General features: G+C 51.7%; 14 protein-coding genes and 1 other annotated feature. Of the genes, 5 read left to right on the top strand and 9 right to left on the bottom strand.

Annotation, left to right across the window (positions count from 1 at the left end; translation table 11 throughout):
* Positions 1-37: 37 nt before the first annotated feature.
* The 3 genes from MKX42_RS05260 to MKX42_RS05250 form a co-directional block, all read right to left on the bottom strand.
* Entirely contained in the window at positions 38-1,333 is a 1,296-nt protein-coding gene (locus MKX42_RS05260; RefSeq protein WP_340757622.1) for an Nramp family divalent metal transporter, read from the bottom strand.
* A gap of 623 nt (positions 1,334-1,956) precedes the next feature.
* The gene (locus tag MKX42_RS05255) at positions 1,957-3,660 is read right to left on the bottom strand and encodes a glutamine--tRNA ligase/YqeY domain fusion protein (protein WP_340751594.1); all 1,704 of its coding nucleotides are present in this window, start codon (positions 3,658-3,660) and stop codon (positions 1,957-1,959) included.
* A gap of 81 nt (positions 3,661-3,741) precedes the next feature.
* Positions 3,742-4,005, bottom strand: a binding site (T-box leader).
* 71 nt (positions 4,006-4,076) lie between these two features.
* Positions 4,077-5,645, bottom strand: coding sequence for a tetratricopeptide repeat protein (locus tag MKX42_RS05250; protein ID WP_340751593.1), 1,569 nt, complete (start codon positions 5,643-5,645; stop codon positions 4,077-4,079).
* A gap of 115 nt (positions 5,646-5,760) precedes the next feature.
* Here MKX42_RS05250 and MKX42_RS05245 point away from each other — a divergent pair, with 115 nt between their 5' ends.
* Positions 5,761-6,969 (top strand): oxalate decarboxylase family bicupin, encoded by a 1,209-nt coding sequence (locus tag MKX42_RS05245; protein WP_340751592.1) that lies wholly within the window; start codon positions 5,761-5,763, stop codon positions 6,967-6,969.
* Between the two features lie 78 nt (positions 6,970-7,047).
* Here the strand turns inward: MKX42_RS05245 and MKX42_RS05240 are convergent, their stop codons facing one another.
* Positions 7,048-8,337, bottom strand: a complete 1,290-nt coding sequence (locus MKX42_RS05240; protein ID WP_340751591.1) for an arsenic transporter — start codon at positions 8,335-8,337, stop codon at positions 7,048-7,050.
* A gap of 939 nt (positions 8,338-9,276) precedes the next feature.
* On the opposite strand from MKX42_RS05240, the gene MKX42_RS33380 reads away from it, so the two are divergent.
* Together MKX42_RS33380 and MKX42_RS05235 are read left to right on the top strand one after the other, a co-directional pair.
* Positions 9,277-9,579, top strand: a complete 303-nt coding sequence (locus MKX42_RS33380) for a transposase (protein WP_445669297.1) — start codon at positions 9,277-9,279, stop codon at positions 9,577-9,579.
* A complete protein-coding gene (locus MKX42_RS05235; protein WP_445669363.1) occupies positions 9,501-10,454 on the top strand; it encodes an IS3 family transposase in 954 nt (317 codons plus the stop codon). Before MKX42_RS33380 ends, MKX42_RS05235 begins: the two co-directional genes overlap by 79 nt.
* Positions 10,455-10,701: 247 nt before the next feature.
* Here MKX42_RS05235 and MKX42_RS05230 read toward each other — a convergent pair whose 3' ends face one another.
* The gene (locus tag MKX42_RS05230; protein WP_339249823.1) at positions 10,702-11,895 is read right to left on the bottom strand and encodes an IS256 family transposase; all 1,194 of its coding nucleotides are present in this window, start codon (positions 11,893-11,895) and stop codon (positions 10,702-10,704) included.
* A 631-nt stretch (positions 11,896-12,526) separates the two neighbouring features.
* Between MKX42_RS05230 and MKX42_RS05225 the strand changes: the two genes are divergently transcribed.
* Positions 12,527-13,576, top strand: a complete 1,050-nt coding sequence (locus MKX42_RS05225) for an LLM class flavin-dependent oxidoreductase (protein WP_340757621.1) — start codon at positions 12,527-12,529, stop codon at positions 13,574-13,576.
* Positions 13,577-13,706: 130 nt separating this feature from the next.
* Here the strand turns inward: MKX42_RS05225 and MKX42_RS05220 are convergent, their stop codons facing one another.
* From MKX42_RS05220 to MKX42_RS05205, 4 genes are all read right to left on the bottom strand, one after another.
* Positions 13,707-14,189, bottom strand: coding sequence for a cysteine hydrolase family protein (locus MKX42_RS05220; protein WP_340751590.1), 483 nt, complete (start codon positions 14,187-14,189; stop codon positions 13,707-13,709).
* 149 nt (positions 14,190-14,338) lie between these two features.
* A complete protein-coding gene (locus MKX42_RS05215) occupies positions 14,339-15,193 on the bottom strand; it encodes a carbohydrate ABC transporter permease (RefSeq protein ID WP_340751589.1) in 855 nt (284 codons plus the stop codon).
* Positions 15,183-16,166: a carbohydrate ABC transporter permease gene (locus MKX42_RS05210; RefSeq protein WP_340751588.1), complete on the bottom strand. Its 984-nt coding sequence runs from the start codon at positions 16,164-16,166 to the stop codon at positions 15,183-15,185. The genes MKX42_RS05215 and MKX42_RS05210 overlap by 11 nt, the downstream gene beginning before the upstream one ends.
* A 61-nt stretch (positions 16,167-16,227) precedes the next feature.
* Complete coding sequence (locus tag MKX42_RS05205; protein ID WP_340751587.1) at positions 16,228-17,643, bottom strand: ABC transporter substrate-binding protein; 1,416 nt, start codon at positions 17,641-17,643, stop codon at positions 16,228-16,230.
* Positions 17,644-17,905: 262 nt separating this feature from the next.
* Between MKX42_RS05205 and MKX42_RS05200 the strand changes: the two genes are divergently transcribed.
* The gene (locus tag MKX42_RS05200) at positions 17,906-19,036 is read left to right on the top strand and encodes a methyltransferase family protein (RefSeq protein ID WP_340751586.1); all 1,131 of its coding nucleotides are present in this window, start codon (positions 17,906-17,908) and stop codon (positions 19,034-19,036) included.
* Positions 19,037-19,088 lie beyond the last annotated feature (52 nt).

Here is a 19,088-nt window from a genome sequence, read left to right as displayed (position 1 = left end):
GCTACCCATACTTCAAATATTCAATTTCCTGCATAGCTTACACAAACATCTCCACCACCAGGAACAGGTTCAGGGCGACCACCAGGGCAGATATGATCCAGCCGAGGATGGTGGTGATCCGGTGGTTCGCCAACCCCTGCATGATCCGGCGGTCACTGGTGAAGATGACGAGCGGAATCAGGGCGAAGGCAATCCCGAAGGAAAGGACGACCTGGCTCATTACCAGTGCGCTGGTTGCGTTAACGCCCAAAGCGATGATGGCGAGCGGCGGAATAATGGTGATCGCCCGGCGGAGGTAGAGGTTGATTTTTTTATTAATGAAGCCCTGCATGACCACATCACCGGCCATCGTACCGACCGACGAGCTGGATAGCCCTGCGATTAGCAGGCCCAGGCCGAAGGAGACTGCCGTCACGGGACCGGCCAGATTGCGGAACTGCTCGAAGGCGACATCCAGATCCTGCACCACCAGACCGTTCTTAAAGAACAGCGCGGCCGCCACAATGACCATCGCCATATTGACCGCACCGGCAATCAGCATCGCGATAAGGATATCGATGAATTCCAGCCGGAAGATCTGCTTCTTCTCCCGTTCATCAATCCCGACGATCCGGCTCTGGGTTAGCGAAGAATGCAGATAGATGGCGTGGGGCATAACCGTTGCGCCGAGAATCCCGGCAGCCAGCAGAATGCTGTCCACGCCCTCGAATCTGGGGGTGAACATCCCCGCCACTACACTGCCTGCATCCGGCTTCGCCATAATGACCTGGAATGCAAAAGCCAGAACTACGATCATCACCATACCGGCGATTCCAGCCTCCAGGGTACGGTAGCCGCGCCGCTGAAGCTCCAGAATAGCGAATGACCCTATAGCGGTTATCAGTGCAGCCGGCAGCATCGGGATACCGAACAGTAAATACAGTCCAAGCGCTGCGCCGATGAATTCCGCCAGGTCGGTAGCGATAATGACGATTTCACTCTGAATCCACAGGAAGATCGACACGCCCTTCGGGAATTGCTCCCGCGCGACCTCCGGCAGATTCTTGCCGGTAGCAATACCAAGCTTGGCGGATAAGGATTGAATGAGTACGGCCATCAGATTCGAGGCGAAAATGACCCAGAGCAGCAGATACCCGTATTTCGAGCCTGCGGTAATATTGGTGGCGAAATTGCCGGGGTCCAGGTAAGCTACGGAAGCTATAAAAGCCGGGCCCAGAAAAGGAAGAAGTCTCTTTAGTCCTTTGACATCTCCGTTAAGCACCGATTGCGCCGAATGTTTGTTGGTATGACCTTTTAGTATAGGGGATGATTCTACTGCGGTATTTTGCTCCATCATGTTCTGTCCTCCTCTTGCCCGGAAAAAGTTGTCTATACACACGAAAGTTTCCCTGGTGCAACATTTGATCTGGTTTTATTATAATCCTCAATATGAGAATTGTAAATGTATTTTCACTGGGTTTTCATACGCTGCCTGAGCTTATGCCTGCACGCCTAATCCTCAACCCATATTATGTAAAGACACGCGATAAAGTGAGGCTCATACCCTTATGTTATTACCCACTCCCACAATCGAGTGAACTCCTTTGCTGGAGGTGATTGTACTTTGTGCAATAGATTACACAATAAATTGCGATAGAACTCACTCTGTTGTATTTCATACACTTGATTGCCGGTTTTTTGTTATCAACGGCCATTTTCCCACTAATCTGCTGTATAAAATACAATAGAAGCTGTATTTGGGCCGATTTTAATGAAATCTAATGTACAAAGTGCAGGCAACGCTTTACTTCTAACCAGTATTTTCTCCCGCTTGTCGACCATTAGCTTGGCAGGCGCATCACGCAAATCAGCGATGCTCCTATAACAGGAGCATCGCTGCATGTGTAACTCTTTGAGCTTTTAAGAAAATTGCCTTGGCGTAGCCAGTCCGTACAGCGTTCCTAGAATGTGTATATATTACACTTCCCCGGATGTGGCCGCGTTGCCCTTCCAGGTGTCCTTAAGCGGGACGATTCGGTTGAACACCAGCTTCTGAGCTGTGCTATACCTGCTGTCGATGCAGAAATAGCCGTGACGCAGGAACTGGTAGGTGTCCCCGGGCTGAGGGTTACCCGCAAGCGGCTCCAGCAGGCAATCCGTGAGCAGAGTTACGGAACTCGGGTTGATGTATTCCTCCCAGCTCTCGCCCTCCTCCTTCGGCCCGCTGTTATCCGTCAGCAGCTGTTCATACAGGTATACATCACTTTTCAGCGCATGTGCAGCGGAGACCCATTGCACGGTCCCCTTCACCTTCCGGCCGCTTAATGCACCGCCGCTCTTGGTCTCCGGGTCGTAGGTGCACCGCAGTTCGAGGACGGCCCCCGTCTGCGCATCCTTAATGACCTCATGGCAGCGGATAATATAACCGCCCTTAAGCCGCACCTCGCCGCCTGGAACCAGTCTGCGGAAGCCCTTCACAGGCACCTCCATGAAATCGGCCCGCTCGATGTAGAGCGTGCCGGAGAACGGTACTTCTCTTGAACCCAGCTCGGCATTCTCTGGGTTGTTAGGGATCGGAAGCAGCTCAGAGGCCCCTTCAGCGTAATTGGTAAGCACGACCTTCAGCGGGTCCAGTACCGCCATGACCGCCGGCACCTTCGCCTTCAGGTCCTGTCTCAGGCAATGCTCCAGCAGCGAGAAATCCACCATGGCCGTATTCCGGACCATCCCGATCTCCCGGACAAAATCCCTGATGCTCTCCGGCGTGAATCCCCTTCTGCGCAGCCCGCTGAGCGTAGGCAGCCGCGGATCATCCCAGCCGTCCACATAATTCCCGGCAACCAGCTCCCGGAGATACCGCTTGCTGGTGACCACTCCCGTCAGGTTCACCCGGCCGAATTCCCTTTGCCTCGGGGCTTCAGGGATCTCCAGCTCCCGCAGCACCCACTCATACAGCGGCCGGTGATCCTTGAACTCGATCGAGCAGAGCGAATGCGTCACCCCTTCCAGCGCATCCTGAATCGGATGGGCGAAATCATACATCGGGTAGATGCACCAGGCAACGCCCGTGCGGTAATGCGCGGCATGAATAATCCGGTACAGCACCGGATCTCGCAGATTCATGTTCGGCGAGGCCATGTCGATCTTGGCCCGCAGCACTTTAGCGCCATTCGGATAGCTCCCCGCACGCATCTCCCGGAACAGCCGCAGATTCTCCTCCGGCGTTCGGCTGCGGTAAGGACTGTCCTTCCCCGGCCCGGTTAAGGTCCCCCGGTAAGCCGTTACCTCTGCTGCCGTCATATCACAGACATAGGCTTTCCCCTTCAGAATGAGCGTCTCTGCCCTGCGGTAGATCTCCTCCGAATAATCGGAGCCGTAGTAGATGTGCTCCCCTGGACTGCAGCCCAGCCATTCAAGGTCACGGATGATTGCCTCCGCATATTCCTTATCCTCTTTGAGCGGGTTGGTATCATCGAAGCGCAGATGGAAGCGGCCGCCGTATTTACGGGCAATTTCCACGTTTGTATGGATGGCAAAAGCACTCCCGATATGCAGATAGCCATTGGGCTCCGGTGGAAACCGGGTGCAGATCTCCCTGCTGAAGACTCCCGCCTCCACATCTTCTCTAATCAGCCTATCCATATAATTCTCCGGCAGAGCCGGTCCATTATTGTCCGTCATTCCAATCTCCTCCTGTTTATGGGTAGCATGCCGCCTTCGCTGGATACAACAAAAAAGAACCTCACCTCCAAGACCGTAAGTCTTGGGGACGAAATTCTCGCGGTACCACCCCAGGTTTATTAATATGTCACCATATTAATCTCATCAAGTACGGCGCTGCCATCACGCAGGGCTTATACTCTAGCTCTGTAACAGGAGCTCCTGTCGTACCATCCCCGGCTGCTGCCTGGTTCCGGTAAGCCGCTCAGAGGCTTGTTTCCATTCAGTCTTCCCTGCTCCTTCACACCAGCCGGAGCTCTCTGTGAGGGAAGAACCCGAATGTACTCTTCTCGTCATCGCGTTTGCTTTATTGGATACAGAATAACAAAACACACACCGGGTGTAAAGGGCCGTACCGGACTGCCTGGGGCAGCCGCCTACGCCTCTGCCGGGTCCTGGCTGAGCGCCGCCAGCAGCTCCAATGCTTCCTCATGCTCCGGCTCGATCAGCAGGGATCTGCGCGTATAATCCAGCGCTGCCTCATCATCCTCCTGCTCATAGCTGCAGATCGCCAGGCAGTACAGCACGGTAATTACAGGCTCTTCCGTACTTGACGCAAGCGAATGCTCCAGGAAGCGGCGGGATTCCCCGTACTGCTCCATCTCGAACAGCAGCAGGCCGCAGTCCAGCGCCAAATCATACTTTTGCGGCATCGGGTAGAAGCCCCGCCACATCCGGTCGATCCCCCGCTGAAGGTCCAGCAGCTCCTCGTCGCTGGCATCCGGCAGCAGCGCAGAGATCCGTTCGGCGCTCTGAATGAACAGCTCCGCGTCATAGCCCCCCAGCCGCCAGAAGGCCAGAATCTGCTGCATGCCGATGGTGTCGTAATTCTTGTCGATCCATACCTTCAGGCTGAAGAAATCATCCGGCCCGAACCGCTCGACAAACCGCCGGTAGGCCAGCCGGGTATGTGGATGCAGCATCGGCTCCTCCAGCATCAGGATACAGCCCACATTAAGATTTTTATAATGATGCTGCGTGAATTGGGATTGTGCACCCTTCCGTTCAAAATAATGCACCAGCGCATGATAATTCGCCGTAAGCGAGATGCTTCCGTGATGAATCAGCTTTGGCGGCTCGGCGAACTCCCAGTTCTCCAGCCGGTGGTCTCCCTTATCGGCAGTGAGCAGCAGGAAGCTTCCCCGGGAGAGTGCCCCCAGACGCTCCATGCAGGACAGGGCCGCCTCCGGGAACAGCACATGTGAATCCTCCAGCTTGTCCAGATAGAACGAGATCACTTCATGATAAGGATACGAGGGGTCCTCATAGCCCGCTGCACGCTTGTAATGGTATTCCGGCACCAGATCACGGAGCACCTCGGACGGCCCCATCGTAGCGGACTCCTCAGGATATTTCAGCGAGACCTCACATTCATAGATCTTGCCTTCATCCATATAGAGCAGCTCCTGCGGGATACTGTCGAAGAAGTAGTTGGCGATCACCATCAGCGGCTGCTCCAGCTCCCCGGGCTTAATCACCAATCCGCTCTGCGTTAAGGACAGCTCCGTATCCCGGACCGCATCGAAGCGGGCAAAGTCAAGCATTCCCTGCTCTACAAAAGGCTTCAACCCCTCGTGCTGCTGCCAGCCCTCAATGTTCTTCCACGGCAGATCGCTCATCACGTAACGGAACGGCGGCAGCAGCACGCCCGCATATTGGATCAGCTCACAGAGCTGCTGGAGCACATGGAACGCCAGACGCCCCACTCCTGCACCAAGCTCCAGTACCACTACAGGCTCTGTAGTGAATCCTTTCTGCGCACGGTCCTGAAGAAAGCCGAAGATGATCTCCGCATATGCCGTTCCGATCATCGGATTGCTTGTAATATACTGCGGAACCTGGTCGTTAGCCCAAGCCTGGAGACCCAGCTGTTCATAATAGGTGCGCTGCAATTCCCATATAGGCGCTTCGCTGAAGCGGTAGCGTTCTTGTCCACTTAATGTCATTGGTTCTAACCCTGCTCTCTGTTTATCGTACGGATCTTTATCCGGTAGTCAAATATTATCACATTTGCGCATATATTTTCTTGAAATGCTGTGCGTTCCAGAAAGGAGCTATGTGATGAATCCTGAGCATCCCCGTTCTCCAGGCCAGCCCGTCATTCCCCAGCCCATACGCAGTGACGGTGCAGGCAATATCGACCTGGGTCCACGTGACGTCATGCGCGACCGGGAGAATCCCGATATGTTCGTTCCTCCGGTCACGGACAACGGGCTGATCCCGAATCTGAAGTTCTCGTTCTCTGACGCCCATATGCAGCTGAATCATGGCGGATGGTCCCGTGAGGTGACGGTCAGGGAGCTGCCTGTGGCTACTACGCTTGCGGGCGTAAATATGAGCCTGACGCCGGGCGGTGTACGTGAGCTGCACTGGCATCAGCAGGCGGAATGGTCCTACATGCTGCTGGGCAGCGCAAGGATTACAGCCGTGGACCAGAATGGCCGCAACTTCATTGCCGATGTGGGTCCCGGCGATCTGTGGTATTTCCCTCCAGGCATCCCTCATTCCATTCAGGGTCTGGCTGAGGGATGTGAATTCCTCCTTGTGTTCGACGACGGAGGCTTCTCGGATCTGAATACCCTGTCCATCTCCGATTGGTTCGCTCATACACCGCGCGAAGTCCTGTCCGCGAACTTCGGCGTTCCTGAGTCCGCATTCGCCTATCTTCCCAAGGAGCAGGTGTACATCTATCAGGATCAGGTGCCCGGCCCGATTGCAAGCCAGCGGATCGAATCACCTTACGGGGAGATTCCGCTGAGCTTCAAGCATCGGCTGATGGCCCAGCCGCCGCTCAAGACTCCGGGAGGCAGTGTGCGGATTGTCGACTCCAGCAATTTCCCCATCTCACGGAATATCGCCGCAGCCCTGGTAGAGATTGAGCCCGGGGCGATGCGGGAGCTGCACTGGCACCCTAATAATGACGAGTGGCAGTATTACCTCAGCGGGCAAGGACGAATGACCGTCTTCGGAGGCAACGGCGATGCGCGCACCTTCAATGTAAGAGCCGGGGATGTCGGCTATGTGCCTTTTGCAGAGGGGCATTATGTTCAGAATACCGGCACAGAGACGCTCTGGTTCCTGGAAATGTTCAAGAGCGACCGGTTCGCCGACGTCTCTCTCAACCAGTGGATGGCGCTCACGCCAGGGGAGCTGGTCAGCAGCAATCTGCATGCCGGGCCGGAGCTGATGAACGCCCTGCGCAAGGTGAAATGGCCTGTGGTGAAGTATCCGGAGCAGCAGGAGCAGCCGCAGGGAAAGAAGAAGGAATGATCTGCCTTAGATTGTGAAAAAAAGAGCGGTCAGACTAAGGTCTGCACCGCTCCTTTATATTGTGAGTTGTAAATGTGATCAGAGCCACTTCAGCTCCAAATATAGACCCAGCAACGTGATGAACAGTGTGGGAACCGTAAGGATCATCCCTATTTTGAAATAGGTGCCCCAGGAGATCTTCACACCCTTGCCAGACAGCACATGCAGCCACAACAGGGTAGCCAGTGAACCGATCGGCGTAATCTTCGGGCCCAAATCCGAACCAATAACATTCGCGTAGATCAGAGCCTCCTTCACCAGACCCGCGGCGTGTGCGGTATCAATGGCCAGCGCCCCGATCAGCACCGTTGGCAGATTATTCATCGCCGAGGAGAGCAGCGCAGCCAGGAAGCCCATGCCCATCGTGGCTGCGAACAGCCCGTGCTTCGCTATTCCGCCGATCATCTCTGCAAGCACATCCGTCAATCCCGCATTACGCAGTCCATACACCACCACGTACATGCCAATGGAGAAGAAAACAATCGCCCAAGGCGCCCCCTTGACCACTTCCATCGTCTTCACGTAAGGACTTCTGCGGGCCATCAGCAGGAAACAGATTGCAATTACTCCTGCTACCACAGATACCGGAATGTCCAGGAATTCACTGACGAAATATCCGGCAATCAGAAGCGCGAGTACGAACCAGGATAGCCGGAACATCCGCTGGTCCTTGATGGCATCCCCCGGAAGCTTCATGCCAGCGGTGTCATAAGCCTTCGGGATGCTGCGGCGGAAGTACAGATATAAGACCAGAATACTTGCTCCAAGCGAGAACAGGGTCGGCAGCCACATATGTCCTGCATACTGCATGAAGGTGATACCGAAGAAATCGGCGGATACAATATTAACCAGATTGCTGACGGTCAGCGGCAGCGAGGTGGTATCGGCAATGAAGCCGCTGGCAATAATAAAAGGAAAGACTTTGCGCTCGTCCAGATTCAGCGCCCGGACCATCGCCAGCACAATCGGCGTCAGAATCAGCGCTGCCCCGTCATTGGCGAACAGCATCGCCACGACTGCACCCAGCACAATCACATAGATGAACATCAGCGTGCCGTTGCCGCGTGCCGCCGCAGCCATATGCAGCGCCGCCCACTCGAAGAAGCCGACACGATCGAGAATTAAGGAAATTAGAATAATCGCTACAAAGGCAAGCGTTGCATTCCATACAATCAGCGTCACATCACGGACATCCCCGAAACTGACCACTCCTGCCGCAAGCGCGAGAATCGCCCCGCCGCAGGCGGACCAGCCAATCGATAAATTCCGCGGCTGCCAGATCACAAAAACCAAAGTCACAACAAAAATCAGGCAGGCTATCACAACCATAATTCAGCCCCCCATTTGATCTGCAGCATTCCCCGATGCACTCCTTACAGTAGATATAAATATAAGCCAATTTATATATACTAAAGCAGCCTCATCCGAAGTACAAGATAAAAATTGCTGGAAGGTTCACCTGCATTACGCAAGGCTGTTCAGAGGCATTGCCGCCCCGCCAGCAGCCGTCTGCTGCAATAATATTTATATGCTTAAGTACTAAGTATATGTAAGAATACATAGGCTGAAATAAGGGGAACGAAGCAGCTTCTTGGAGAGGAGACGCAGGTCCGATAAGAGCCATCCTTGTAACGGGATTGGAGGTTCGGACTAGTATGAGTACAGACCAGCTCATCGCACTGCTCGTTCTTGTGATTATGATTGTACAGCTTGCCGTCAAGAAGGATAAATCCTGAATCCTGAAGACAGCAAGCCGCCAAAGAGGCCGGGGCAACCCGGTCTCTTTGGTGTGGAGGAGCAACTTCTCGGCCCACACACCCCGTACCTGCCAAATGTATTCGGTTTTTCAACTACAATTCGCCTACGCGCCGCACCCGATCCAATTGTAATCGGTTTTCCGATTACATTTCCCCTACGCGCCGCACCCGATCCAATTGTAGTCGGTTTTTCGATTACATTTCGCCTACGCGCCGCACCCGATCCAATTGTAATCGGTTTTCCGATTACATTTCGCCTACGCGCCGCACCCGATCTAATTGTAGTCGGTTTTTCGACTACATTTCACCTACGCGCCGCACCCGATCTAATTGTAGTCGGTTTTTCGACTACATTTCACCTACGCGCCGCACCCGATCCAATTGTAATCGGTTTTCCGATTACATTTCCCCTACGCGCCGCACCCGATGGTATTATCCCCTTTAAGTAGACACTCGAAAAAACCTCATGTGTTAACATGAGGAAATGAGTGAACTTGGAGGGGATTTTGGTATGGCCAAAAAGGGACAAGTGTTTCAATCGTACACGGAGGCATTCAAGAAAGAGGCTATTCAAGCCTATTTTACAGGAGGTGAGAGCTATAAGGTCGTCTCCGACAGGTTGGGGATTGTGAACTGTACCCAGCTTAAAGTATGGGTAAAGAAATATCGGAATGGGGAGCCACTCGATACACAAAAAGGGGCAACAAGCCCTTTAAAAGGACGTCCACGTTCTACATTTGCCAGTATAGAAGAAGAACGAGATTACTTAAAGGCACAGGTGGACTACTTAAAAAAGCGGTATCCAAATCTGTAAAGGGAGGGAAGCTTGGACTGCACGACAAATACGCCGTAATTGAAGAACTACGTGACCAACATGGCATCACCCGCCTATTAGCCATTGCAGAGGTATCGCGGGCAAATTACTACAAGTGGCGAGGTGCAGAGGTTCGACGAATGGATGCCCATGAGCAAGAGCACGCCATTAAAGAGCATATGGTGGCTATTCACCTGGTTCATCCCTATTTCGGGTACCCTCGAATGCAGGCAGCCCTGCGGGAGGCAGGCTACCTCGTCAACCACAAGAAGGTATGGCGGCTCATGAAAGAGCTATCGATCCAGTCTGTCATTCGCAAGAAAAGGAGTCGTGCGGGCTCTACTCCTTCCGTGGTCTACCCGAACCGATTAAAGCGTAAGTTTCATGCGACAGCACCTCAGCAGAAGCTAGTAACGGACATCACATATATCTCAGACGGCACCCGTTTTTATTATCTGTCTGCGATTCAGGACCTCTTTAACAATGAGATTGTAGCTTGGCAGATCTCGGAGCGAAACGACGTAAACCTCGTCTTAGATACCGTTGAACAGTGGACACGGAAAAGAGACGTGTCTGAGGCCGTGCTCCATTCGGACCAAGGCTTTCAGTACACGTCTCAGGCGTACAACACACGATTAGAGGCATTCAGCGTCAAGGGCAGCCACTCTCGCAAAGCAACCTGCCTGGATAACGCCTGCATCGAATCCTTCTTTTCGCATCTGAAGACAGAAAAGTTGTACCTTCACCAGTGTAAGTCAGAAGCAGAGATTCATCAAGCCGTTGAGGAGTATATCTACTTTTACAATTACCAACGTTTTCAGGCGAAACTGAAACAGCGCGCGCCGATTGAGTATCGACACGCGCTGGCTGCTTAGCTTTTTTCATCTGTCTACTTGACAGGGGTATGACCACGATCTAATTGTAATCGGTTTTCCGATTACATTTCGCCTACGCGCCGCACCCGATCCAATTGTAATCGGTTTTCCGATTACATTTCCCCTACGCGGGTAGCGTCAAGAAGTTTGTGTAAAAGAGTAGAAGTGCCTCCCCCGGGTTACGGGTTGGGATGTAGTGTTTCTGGGGGGAGGGGGAACCCCGACTCCCAGAAACTGGATTTATCTGCTACGCCTCTTCCGGTGTGGGCAAAGAGGGGTAGCGTGTTTCGAATAGCTCTTTTAGCTTCTTTTTAACGGCATCCACTCCAAAGCCTTGGGCGACCCGCCCTGCATGACGTTCATTGTATTCCAGCATCTCCAGGTACACGATTTTCTCTGCGGCATCCATGTTTGTCAGACTGTTCATCGGTTTCAGACGCTTGCGGATTTCCTTGTTCATCCGCTCGATGGGGTTCGACGTGTAGATCGCTTTACGGATCGACAGCGGATAGTTGTAGAACGTCAGGAGTGTGGATAACTGTTCCTCCCAGGACCTCATTTCCTTCGGATACAGCTTGTTCCACTTCGCTTTGACCGTATCAAAGTTAGCCCGGGCTACCACTTCATCCGGTGCTGTATATACGGTTTTCAACGCCTCCATGACATCGGTTTTGTGCTCCACCCGAATTTTATGAAACGTGGCCCGCACTTTGTGCACTACGCAATGCTGTACATCCGCCTGAGGATAGGTCTCTTTAAACGCCGCATCCAGTCCCGGTAGCCCGTCAAACACACCCAGCAGGACTTCCTGCGCTCCGCGGTCGTACAGGTCTTTGAGTACCTCCCGCCAGCCATTCGAACTCTCTTGGCCACCCACGTAGAACCCGAGAATTTGACGCTGTCCCTCCTCGTCAATTCCCATCGCAAAGTAGACCACTTCACCACGAACCGTGCCCCGTTTCAGCTTCACGTACAGCCCATCTAAATAGATCACAGAATACCGTTTGCTCAGTGGCCGCTTTTGCCACTGGTGGATATCGTCCAGCACTGTAGCCGTAATATTGCTGACCGTGGTTGGGGAGTAGTGGCTACCAAACATACTTTCAATGAACCGGGCCACATCCCGCGTACCCATGCCCGATTTATACATTTGGATGACGGCCTCTTCTAACCATCCGTCCCGCCGCTGGTACGGCTCAAACAACTGCGTCTGGAAAAGGCTTTGGCGGTCCCGGGGCACCTGAAGATCCTCGATATGGCCATATTTCGTGTGTAAGTCTCGCGTATAGTAGCCATTGCGACTATTGCTGGCGCCGGCTTCTTCACTCTCCATAAACCCCTGGATTTCGGCGCGCAACAGGCGTTCCATGTTGTCTTTCACAAAATCTTTAACAAGTTTTTCAAATAGATTATTCAGCGAACTTTCGGGTAAAATATTCATTGGTAGGGTTCCTCCTTGGTGGTTTCGCAATCCCGAGGATACCCTACTTTTTTGGTGCCTGACTAGGCTCCAAATCTTGGTACACAACTTACTTTACGCCATCCCTACGCGCCGCACCCGATCCAATTGTAGTCGGTTTTTCGATTACATTTCGCCTACGCGCCGCACCCGATCCAATTGTAATCGGTTTTCCGATTACATTTCGCCTACGCGCCGCACCCGATCCAATTGTAGTCGGTTTTTCGACTACAATTCGCCTACGCGCCGCACCCGATCCAATTGTAGTCGGTTTTTCGACTACAATTCGCCTACGCGCCGCACCCGATCCAATTGTAATCGGTTTTCCGATTACATTTCGCCTACGCGCCGCACCCGATCTAATTGTAGTCGGTTTTTCGACTACATTTCACCTACGCGACTCGTCTACATTTGCCCCCGCCTCGTACCTGCCCAATGTGTTCGGTTTTTCGCCTACATTGGTGCGCCCTGCTAATAACGGGGGCTTCTGTATACAATAATAAAAAACAAAATTCGCTCATTTCACTTACTAAAGTTGAGAAACATTAAAAAGTATAGTAGAATGAAGACATGAAGAAAGGGGCGGATGAACATGGCCGATGAGAAGAAGATTATGGAAATAGGGATAAGTACGTTTTTGGAGACTACACCTGACCCGGTGACGGGGCAGACGATCAGCCATGCAGAACGGCTGCGGGAAGCTGTCGAGGAGATTGTGCTCGCTGATCAAGTGGGCCTGGACGTATATGGAATAGGCGAGCATCACCGGAAGGATTATGCAGGGAGTGCCCCCGCTGTAGTCCTCGCCGCAGCGGCAGCGACAACCAAGCGGATTAGACTGACCAGTGCGGTCAGTGTCTTGTCTTCGGATGACCCGGTGCGGGTCTACCAAGATTTCGCTACGCTGGATGGCCTCTCGAACGGGCGGGCAGAGATTATGGCCGGACGCGGTTCGTTCACTGAGTCCTTCCCGCTGTTCGGTTATAGTCTGGAGGATTACGATGAATTGTTCGAGGAGAATCTGGAGCTGCTGCTGGCGATCCGCGCCTCCGAGAAGGTCACTTGGCGCGGCGGACATCGTCCGGCGATTCACAATCTGCCGGTCTATCCCCGCGCTGTTCAGGACCCGCTTCCGGTCTGGATCGCCAGCGGCGGCAATCCCGAATCTGCCGTGCGGGCCGGAACATTGGGTCTGCCAATTGCCTTCGCCATTATCGGCGGAATGCCAGAGCGGTTCGCTCCGCTGGTGAACTTGTACAAGGAAGCCGCAGCACGCGCCGGACATAATCCGGACAAACTGCAGATCGCCACACACTCCCACGGCTTCGTAAGTGAAACTAACGAACAGGCTGCGGCCTTGTTCTACCCGTCCACCCAAGCACAGATGAATGTCATCGGCCGCGAACGGGGCTGGGGCGGAACCTACAACCGCGCAGCCTTCGACGATGCCCGCAGCTTACGCGGAGCACTCTATGTCGGTGACGCAGAGTATGTCGCCGAGAAGATCATTCTGCTGCGCAAGAATCTCGGCGTGACCCGGTTCTTCCTGCATGTGAATGTCGGCTACATGCCGCACCATGAGGTCCTGCGTGCCATTGAGTTGCTGGGCACTAAGGTAGCCCCTATCGTGCATGCGGAATTAGCCCGTACTGAGGGGAAATAACTGCACGCCAGCACAGCAAAGCATACCAAAACACCTCAAGGCCCACTCGGCGCCTGAGGTGTTTTTTGGTGACGTCATCTGAAGCTTCTTATCTTCTTATCGTCCGGCGTTCCTTCTCAGCCAGCCAAGATTACACCAGAGCCTGAATCACAGGATACGAAATCAGATTACGGTCTCTGTACGCCGCCGTGATTACATCCTTGTGCGAGCTTAGAATCCCATTCTGCAGCAGTACCGCCTTAATTCCCCTCTCGGCAGCACCGTTATAAGTGAACAGAACGCAATGCTCGGCGGCATAACCGGAGAGAATCAGCAGATCGATGCCTTGCTCCCGCACAAGCTTTTCCAGATCCGTCTTCCAAAAGGCATTCGAGTATTCCTTCTTCACGTTGAAATCCGTCTCCTGAATCTCAATTCCGGGGATGATCGCGAACTTCGCTTCCTCAGAGGGCTGCATCCCTTCAATGTCCTGAATATGAATCACGGCATGGCCCTTGGCCCGCAGCATCCCGGAGACATAATTGATATACTCGCAGGCGCGGTCAATCTCCTTCTGCTCTACCTCGCTTACATGGACCTCTTGCAGATCGATAATTAACAATCCGATTTTCACTCCTGCTTCCCCCTATCCGCTGATCCTTCAACATTACCTGATGCCGGATGTTCATTCAACCGGCCGCATATAAAAAACTGCAGTAGAATGATCCACCGGAATGGACCTTCTCTGCAGCATGGTTTGTCTTCACAGCTATCCTGATCCGGTTATTCTTTGACTCCGCCCAGCGCTACACCTGCGATAATATAACGGGAGAGCAGGAAGTAGACTACGAACAGCGGCAATGCGGTCAGCGCCAGCCCCATATAAATCGAGCCGAATGAGGTCTTGTATATATCCCCTCGGAGCAAGCTGACCATGATAGGCATCGTGTACTTCTCCTTCTGAGTAAGGAGGATTAACGGCATGAACAAGTTGTTCCAGTTGCCCACGAAGGCGAAGATGGCCTGCGTTGCGACTGCCGGAACCATCAGCGGCAAGATAATGCGGTTAAAGGTTTTGAACTCACCGGACCCGTCCACGCGTGCTGCTTCCACAATCTCAATCGACAGCGTGGCCAGCAGATACTGGCGCATAAAGAACACTACCGCCGGCGCGGCAATTGCAGGAAGAATCAGTGGAAGGAAGCTGTTGGTCCAATGTATTTTGTACATAAACTGATAGAAACCAATGGCACTTGCCTGAGAAGGAATCATCATTACACACAAAATAAAGGTAAAGAATGCCCCGCGCAGCTTCCAGCTATAAGTCACTAGACCGTACGCCGCAAGGGATGAGAAATAGACAGTCAGGAGAGTGGCTGAAGCCGAAATAATAAATGAATTCATGAACCCCTGAATCGGATCGAAGCTCTTTTCGAGCAGCACCCGCAGGTTGTCCATCATATGGGATGAAGGCAATAATGAGAGACCGGCTTGGATTTGTGCTGAAGAGCGGGTGGCGTTTACAAACATAATCCAAAACGGTAAAATGCTGAGCACCGCCAGGCTGATACAAACGATATAGATAATCGTTTTATTGATCGTCCGGGTGACATTTCCGCCTTTTTGATTATTGTCCATGTGCTACGCCCCCCTTTTGGCTGCTCTTGTTGGATTTCCGATGCATTTTTTCGATTTTTTTCAGTCTTGCCGCGTCACGGTCACGCATTAGATAGAACACAAATGCAGACAATATCCCCGAAATCAAGAACATAATCATACTCGCAGCAGCAGCACGGTTGTACAGATAGCTTCCTTTAAAGGCTTGCCCATAAATGAACATGGACGTGGTAAGCGTAGAGTCATCCGGTCCGCCTGCAAGGAAGAGCTGCGGGATATCAAACATAGTCAAGCCACCGACCATCGATGTAATCAGCGTGAATAACAGAATGGTACGTAAACTTGGCAGTGTGATCCGGAAGAACGTTTGAACTCCGTTTGCACCGTCAATCGCCGCAGACTCGAAGAGCGCAGGATTGATACCCATAACACCTGCGATAAGAATGATCATGGTATTTCCGTACCACATCCAGAACTGGATGAATGCCACAATGCCCCGCGCTACCGTCTTATCCTGAAGGAAGTAGATCGGAGCGTCGGACCAGCCCATCATTTGAAAAAAGCTGTTTACCGGACCCATCGGATAGCCAAACAGAGTGCTGAACAGCAAGGCGATTGTACCCGCAGTAATAACATTTGGCATGTAGAGCAGAACCTTGAAAAAGCCTTGTCCCTTAATTTTAAGACGCTGGTTAGTGAACCAGGCAGTGAGTAAGAGTGCAAGAAGGATCTGGGGAACGAAGTTAAGGAACCAGAGCAACCCGGTGTTAATCAGAGATTTCCGGAAAGAGGCGTTACTAAAGAGCAAATCTTTGAAATTCTGAAAAGGATTATCCAAAATATGTATTGGTTTTGGTATTAATCCCTGCAAATCCGTGAACCCGATGAATGCGGTGTACAAAATCGGATAGAGTGAGAAGATCAGAAATGCCAAAACAAACGGAAACGTAAAAATATAGCCGAATTTAGAGTAGTTCACACCTTTGCGGCGCATGCTCTCACCCCTTTAGTTGATATGAAGGGGCGGGATGACTCCCCGCCCCTTCGTTTGATTTTTATTCGCTATCGATATTAAGTTGATCTTTGACTTGCTGTTTGAAGGTTTCGATTGCTTTATCACGGGTCTTATTGCCTGCAGTATATTCGCGTACTTGATCACGCCAGAGCTTGTTGATCGTTTCGTCGAATGCAGTCAAGTTCTTACCGGAAGCGTTGGCATTCGCCGGAACAAAGATATCGAAAATGTTCTGTCCGCCAACGAGTTCCAAGTCACCTTTAGACTTATCCATAACAACGGAGGAAGCAACACTGTCCTTCGCGCCTTGCTCGCCATCTTTCAACGTTCCGTTAGCCCAGTAGTACTGGAGTCCGGTTTCAGTAGTATCGAGTGTTACCCACTTGATAAAGTCTGCAACAGCCTTTTTCTTGGCTTCGTCCTTAGTTACGTCTTTGTTAGCGAGCAACCAAGTGCCTCCCCAGAAGAATCCTGTTGGTGATTCAGTAACTGCCCAGTCGCCCTTTGTATCTTTGGCATGTTCGCTTAACGTATAGTTAATGAGCCAAGCGGGACCGAAGAAACCGAAGACTGGTTTTTCGCCAGTGCCGTTCATATCAGCGAACCAGGCTTCTTGCCAATCTGTCGTATCGTTGTAGTAGTTATTGTCTTTAAGCTTCTTGGAGAGATCAAGGAATTCTTCACGCTTCGGATCAATATGCAGCTTGCCATCAACAATCCAGCCTTTATCCGAGCTGTTTTCGATCGCGTGCCAGATATCGCCGTCACCGGAAACTGCGGCATATCCTTTAGCTTTCAGCTTCTCTGCTGCACCGAAGAATTTATCCCAGCCTGGACCCACCTCATCCTTAATCTTAGCCGGGTCATCTGTTCCAAACACATCCTTGGCAAGCGAACGACGATAGATAAAGGCTCCGCCTGTTGCCTGATAGCCGAGACCCTTCAGTTGCCCGTCTTTGCTGCCGATATCAACAGAATATTGAGCGATGCCTGCATCCTTAACCATTTGATCAGTAAGGCCCAGGTCCGAATAGTTGGCTGCAAAAGTGGATGCATCACCTTGTGTATATTTGAGAACGAATGCGCCTTCAGTAGCATAAATATCAGGTGCATCTTTGCCGCCGGCAGCAAGAGCCTGGTCAAGAGCAGGCTGATATGCGCCATCTGTAGTTGCAACAATCGTAGTTTTGAACTCCACATTTGCCTCTGGATGAATTTCCAAATACTTTTTAGTCATGTTTGGAATTTCGTCGGTGAAGCTCCACAGATTGATCGTTACCTTCTCACCGCTACCCGCTTCCGGAGCTTTGGTTGCCTCTGCCGCATTCGATGCCGGAGCCGTTGTTGCAGCTGCGCCGGACGAGCTATTACCCGAGTTCCCGCCGCATCCTGCCAGAGCAGATGACATTACGAGTACTGTTGAGAGCCCCGCTAAAACACGCTTCATACTTTTCATACTTTGCCTCCCCTTTTATATTCATCCTCGGTTTCATGTAACCGCCTTCATATTATAGTGCCTGTCCCTCTCCGGCATAAGGAACCCTCATTGGGAAAAATACCACTATTTATGGGTTTTGCTCTAAAAAGTACAAAAAAGACACCTCCATTTTCTAGAAAGTGTCTTTTTTCAAGAAATGTTCGCTTACAAGACTCAATCTCTAATCCAATTCTAAGACTCGCATGTCATGATTCCTGTAACAAGATAAGGAGTGTGAGACATGCAATCCATTAAATCTGCAAAGTTTACGTTCCGGGGGTCCTTCCTTTTTTACTTTCTGGTGGCTTTTGAGTTCTTTTATATGGCCAGTCCCTTTGCGGTTTACTTCTATTCGGTGTATAAGCCTGCATTGAATTTTTTTAATCAATCCCCACTTTTGTCATGGCTAATTCAATTTTTCCTGCCGCACGCGGTCCGCGAGACCTCATCATCCTTGGTAAATGCACACAATATCATTGGCGGCATCCTGGCATTATTAGGCTTCATTGGTTTTTTGGTAGGCGCAGTCCATGTTTACTATTATAAATTAGCCAAAAAAGGAGTCGTCACAGGAGGAATCTACAACCATATACGACACCCGCAGTATGCCTCATTCATCATTTGCAGCTTTGGGCTGCTGATTCTGTGGCCCCGGTATATCGTGCTGATCATGTTCATCACCATGCTGTTCGTCTATTACATGCTTGCAAGAGCAGAGGAACGGGAATGCGAAGCCAAGTTCGGATCAAGTTATTCCGAATATAGAAACAGAACGGGCATGTTCCTTCCCTTCAGAATCCCCTTCTCTATGAACATACGGCAGCGGACGGCTCCCCGGCGAAGCAGGTTCATCCTTCCGCTGCTCACTTATCTGGCGGCTCTGCTTATTGGTATCCTGCTGGCAAGTGCAGTTCAAAAACTGACAATCAACAGCCTCTATGCGGTATACAGCAGCGATTCAGCCACTATCTCCATCAATACCACTGATACAGCTATATTGGATCAGGTCCTTGAGACTGCCCTTTCGGATGAACGGGTCCAGACAAGGATTCAGCAAGACCATCCCGCCAAGCTGCTAAATTATGTGCTGCCTACCACCTGGTTTGCCGCCGAGATTCCAATGAATGGCGTTAAATATAGAGCAGGTCATAAGTCTCCCGCAGACTATGATCACAACCTGTATAAGATTATTTTCACCAAAGCAACCATGCGATCCGGGGAAAATGTAGAAGGTAAGGACATCCTCACGCAAGTCAGTGAGCGAAAAGGAATCGTAGAGGTGCGGGTAGATCTGGCTAAAGGTAAAGTCACCCAAATCCTGGAGCTTCCTGAATCCGTAAAATACAGGAATATTCCGGTAGCCGTATATTAAAGCTTTTGCAACAGCAACTCTGAGATCAAATCATATCAAATCAAACGGAGGT

This window comes from Paenibacillus sp. FSL R7-0204, from assembly GCF_038002225.1.
GTDB lineage: Bacteria > Bacillota > Bacilli > Paenibacillales > Paenibacillaceae > Paenibacillus_AQ.
The sequence above is the reverse complement of the archived record's forward strand: the minus strand, read 5'-3'. Positions and strand labels throughout refer to the sequence as shown.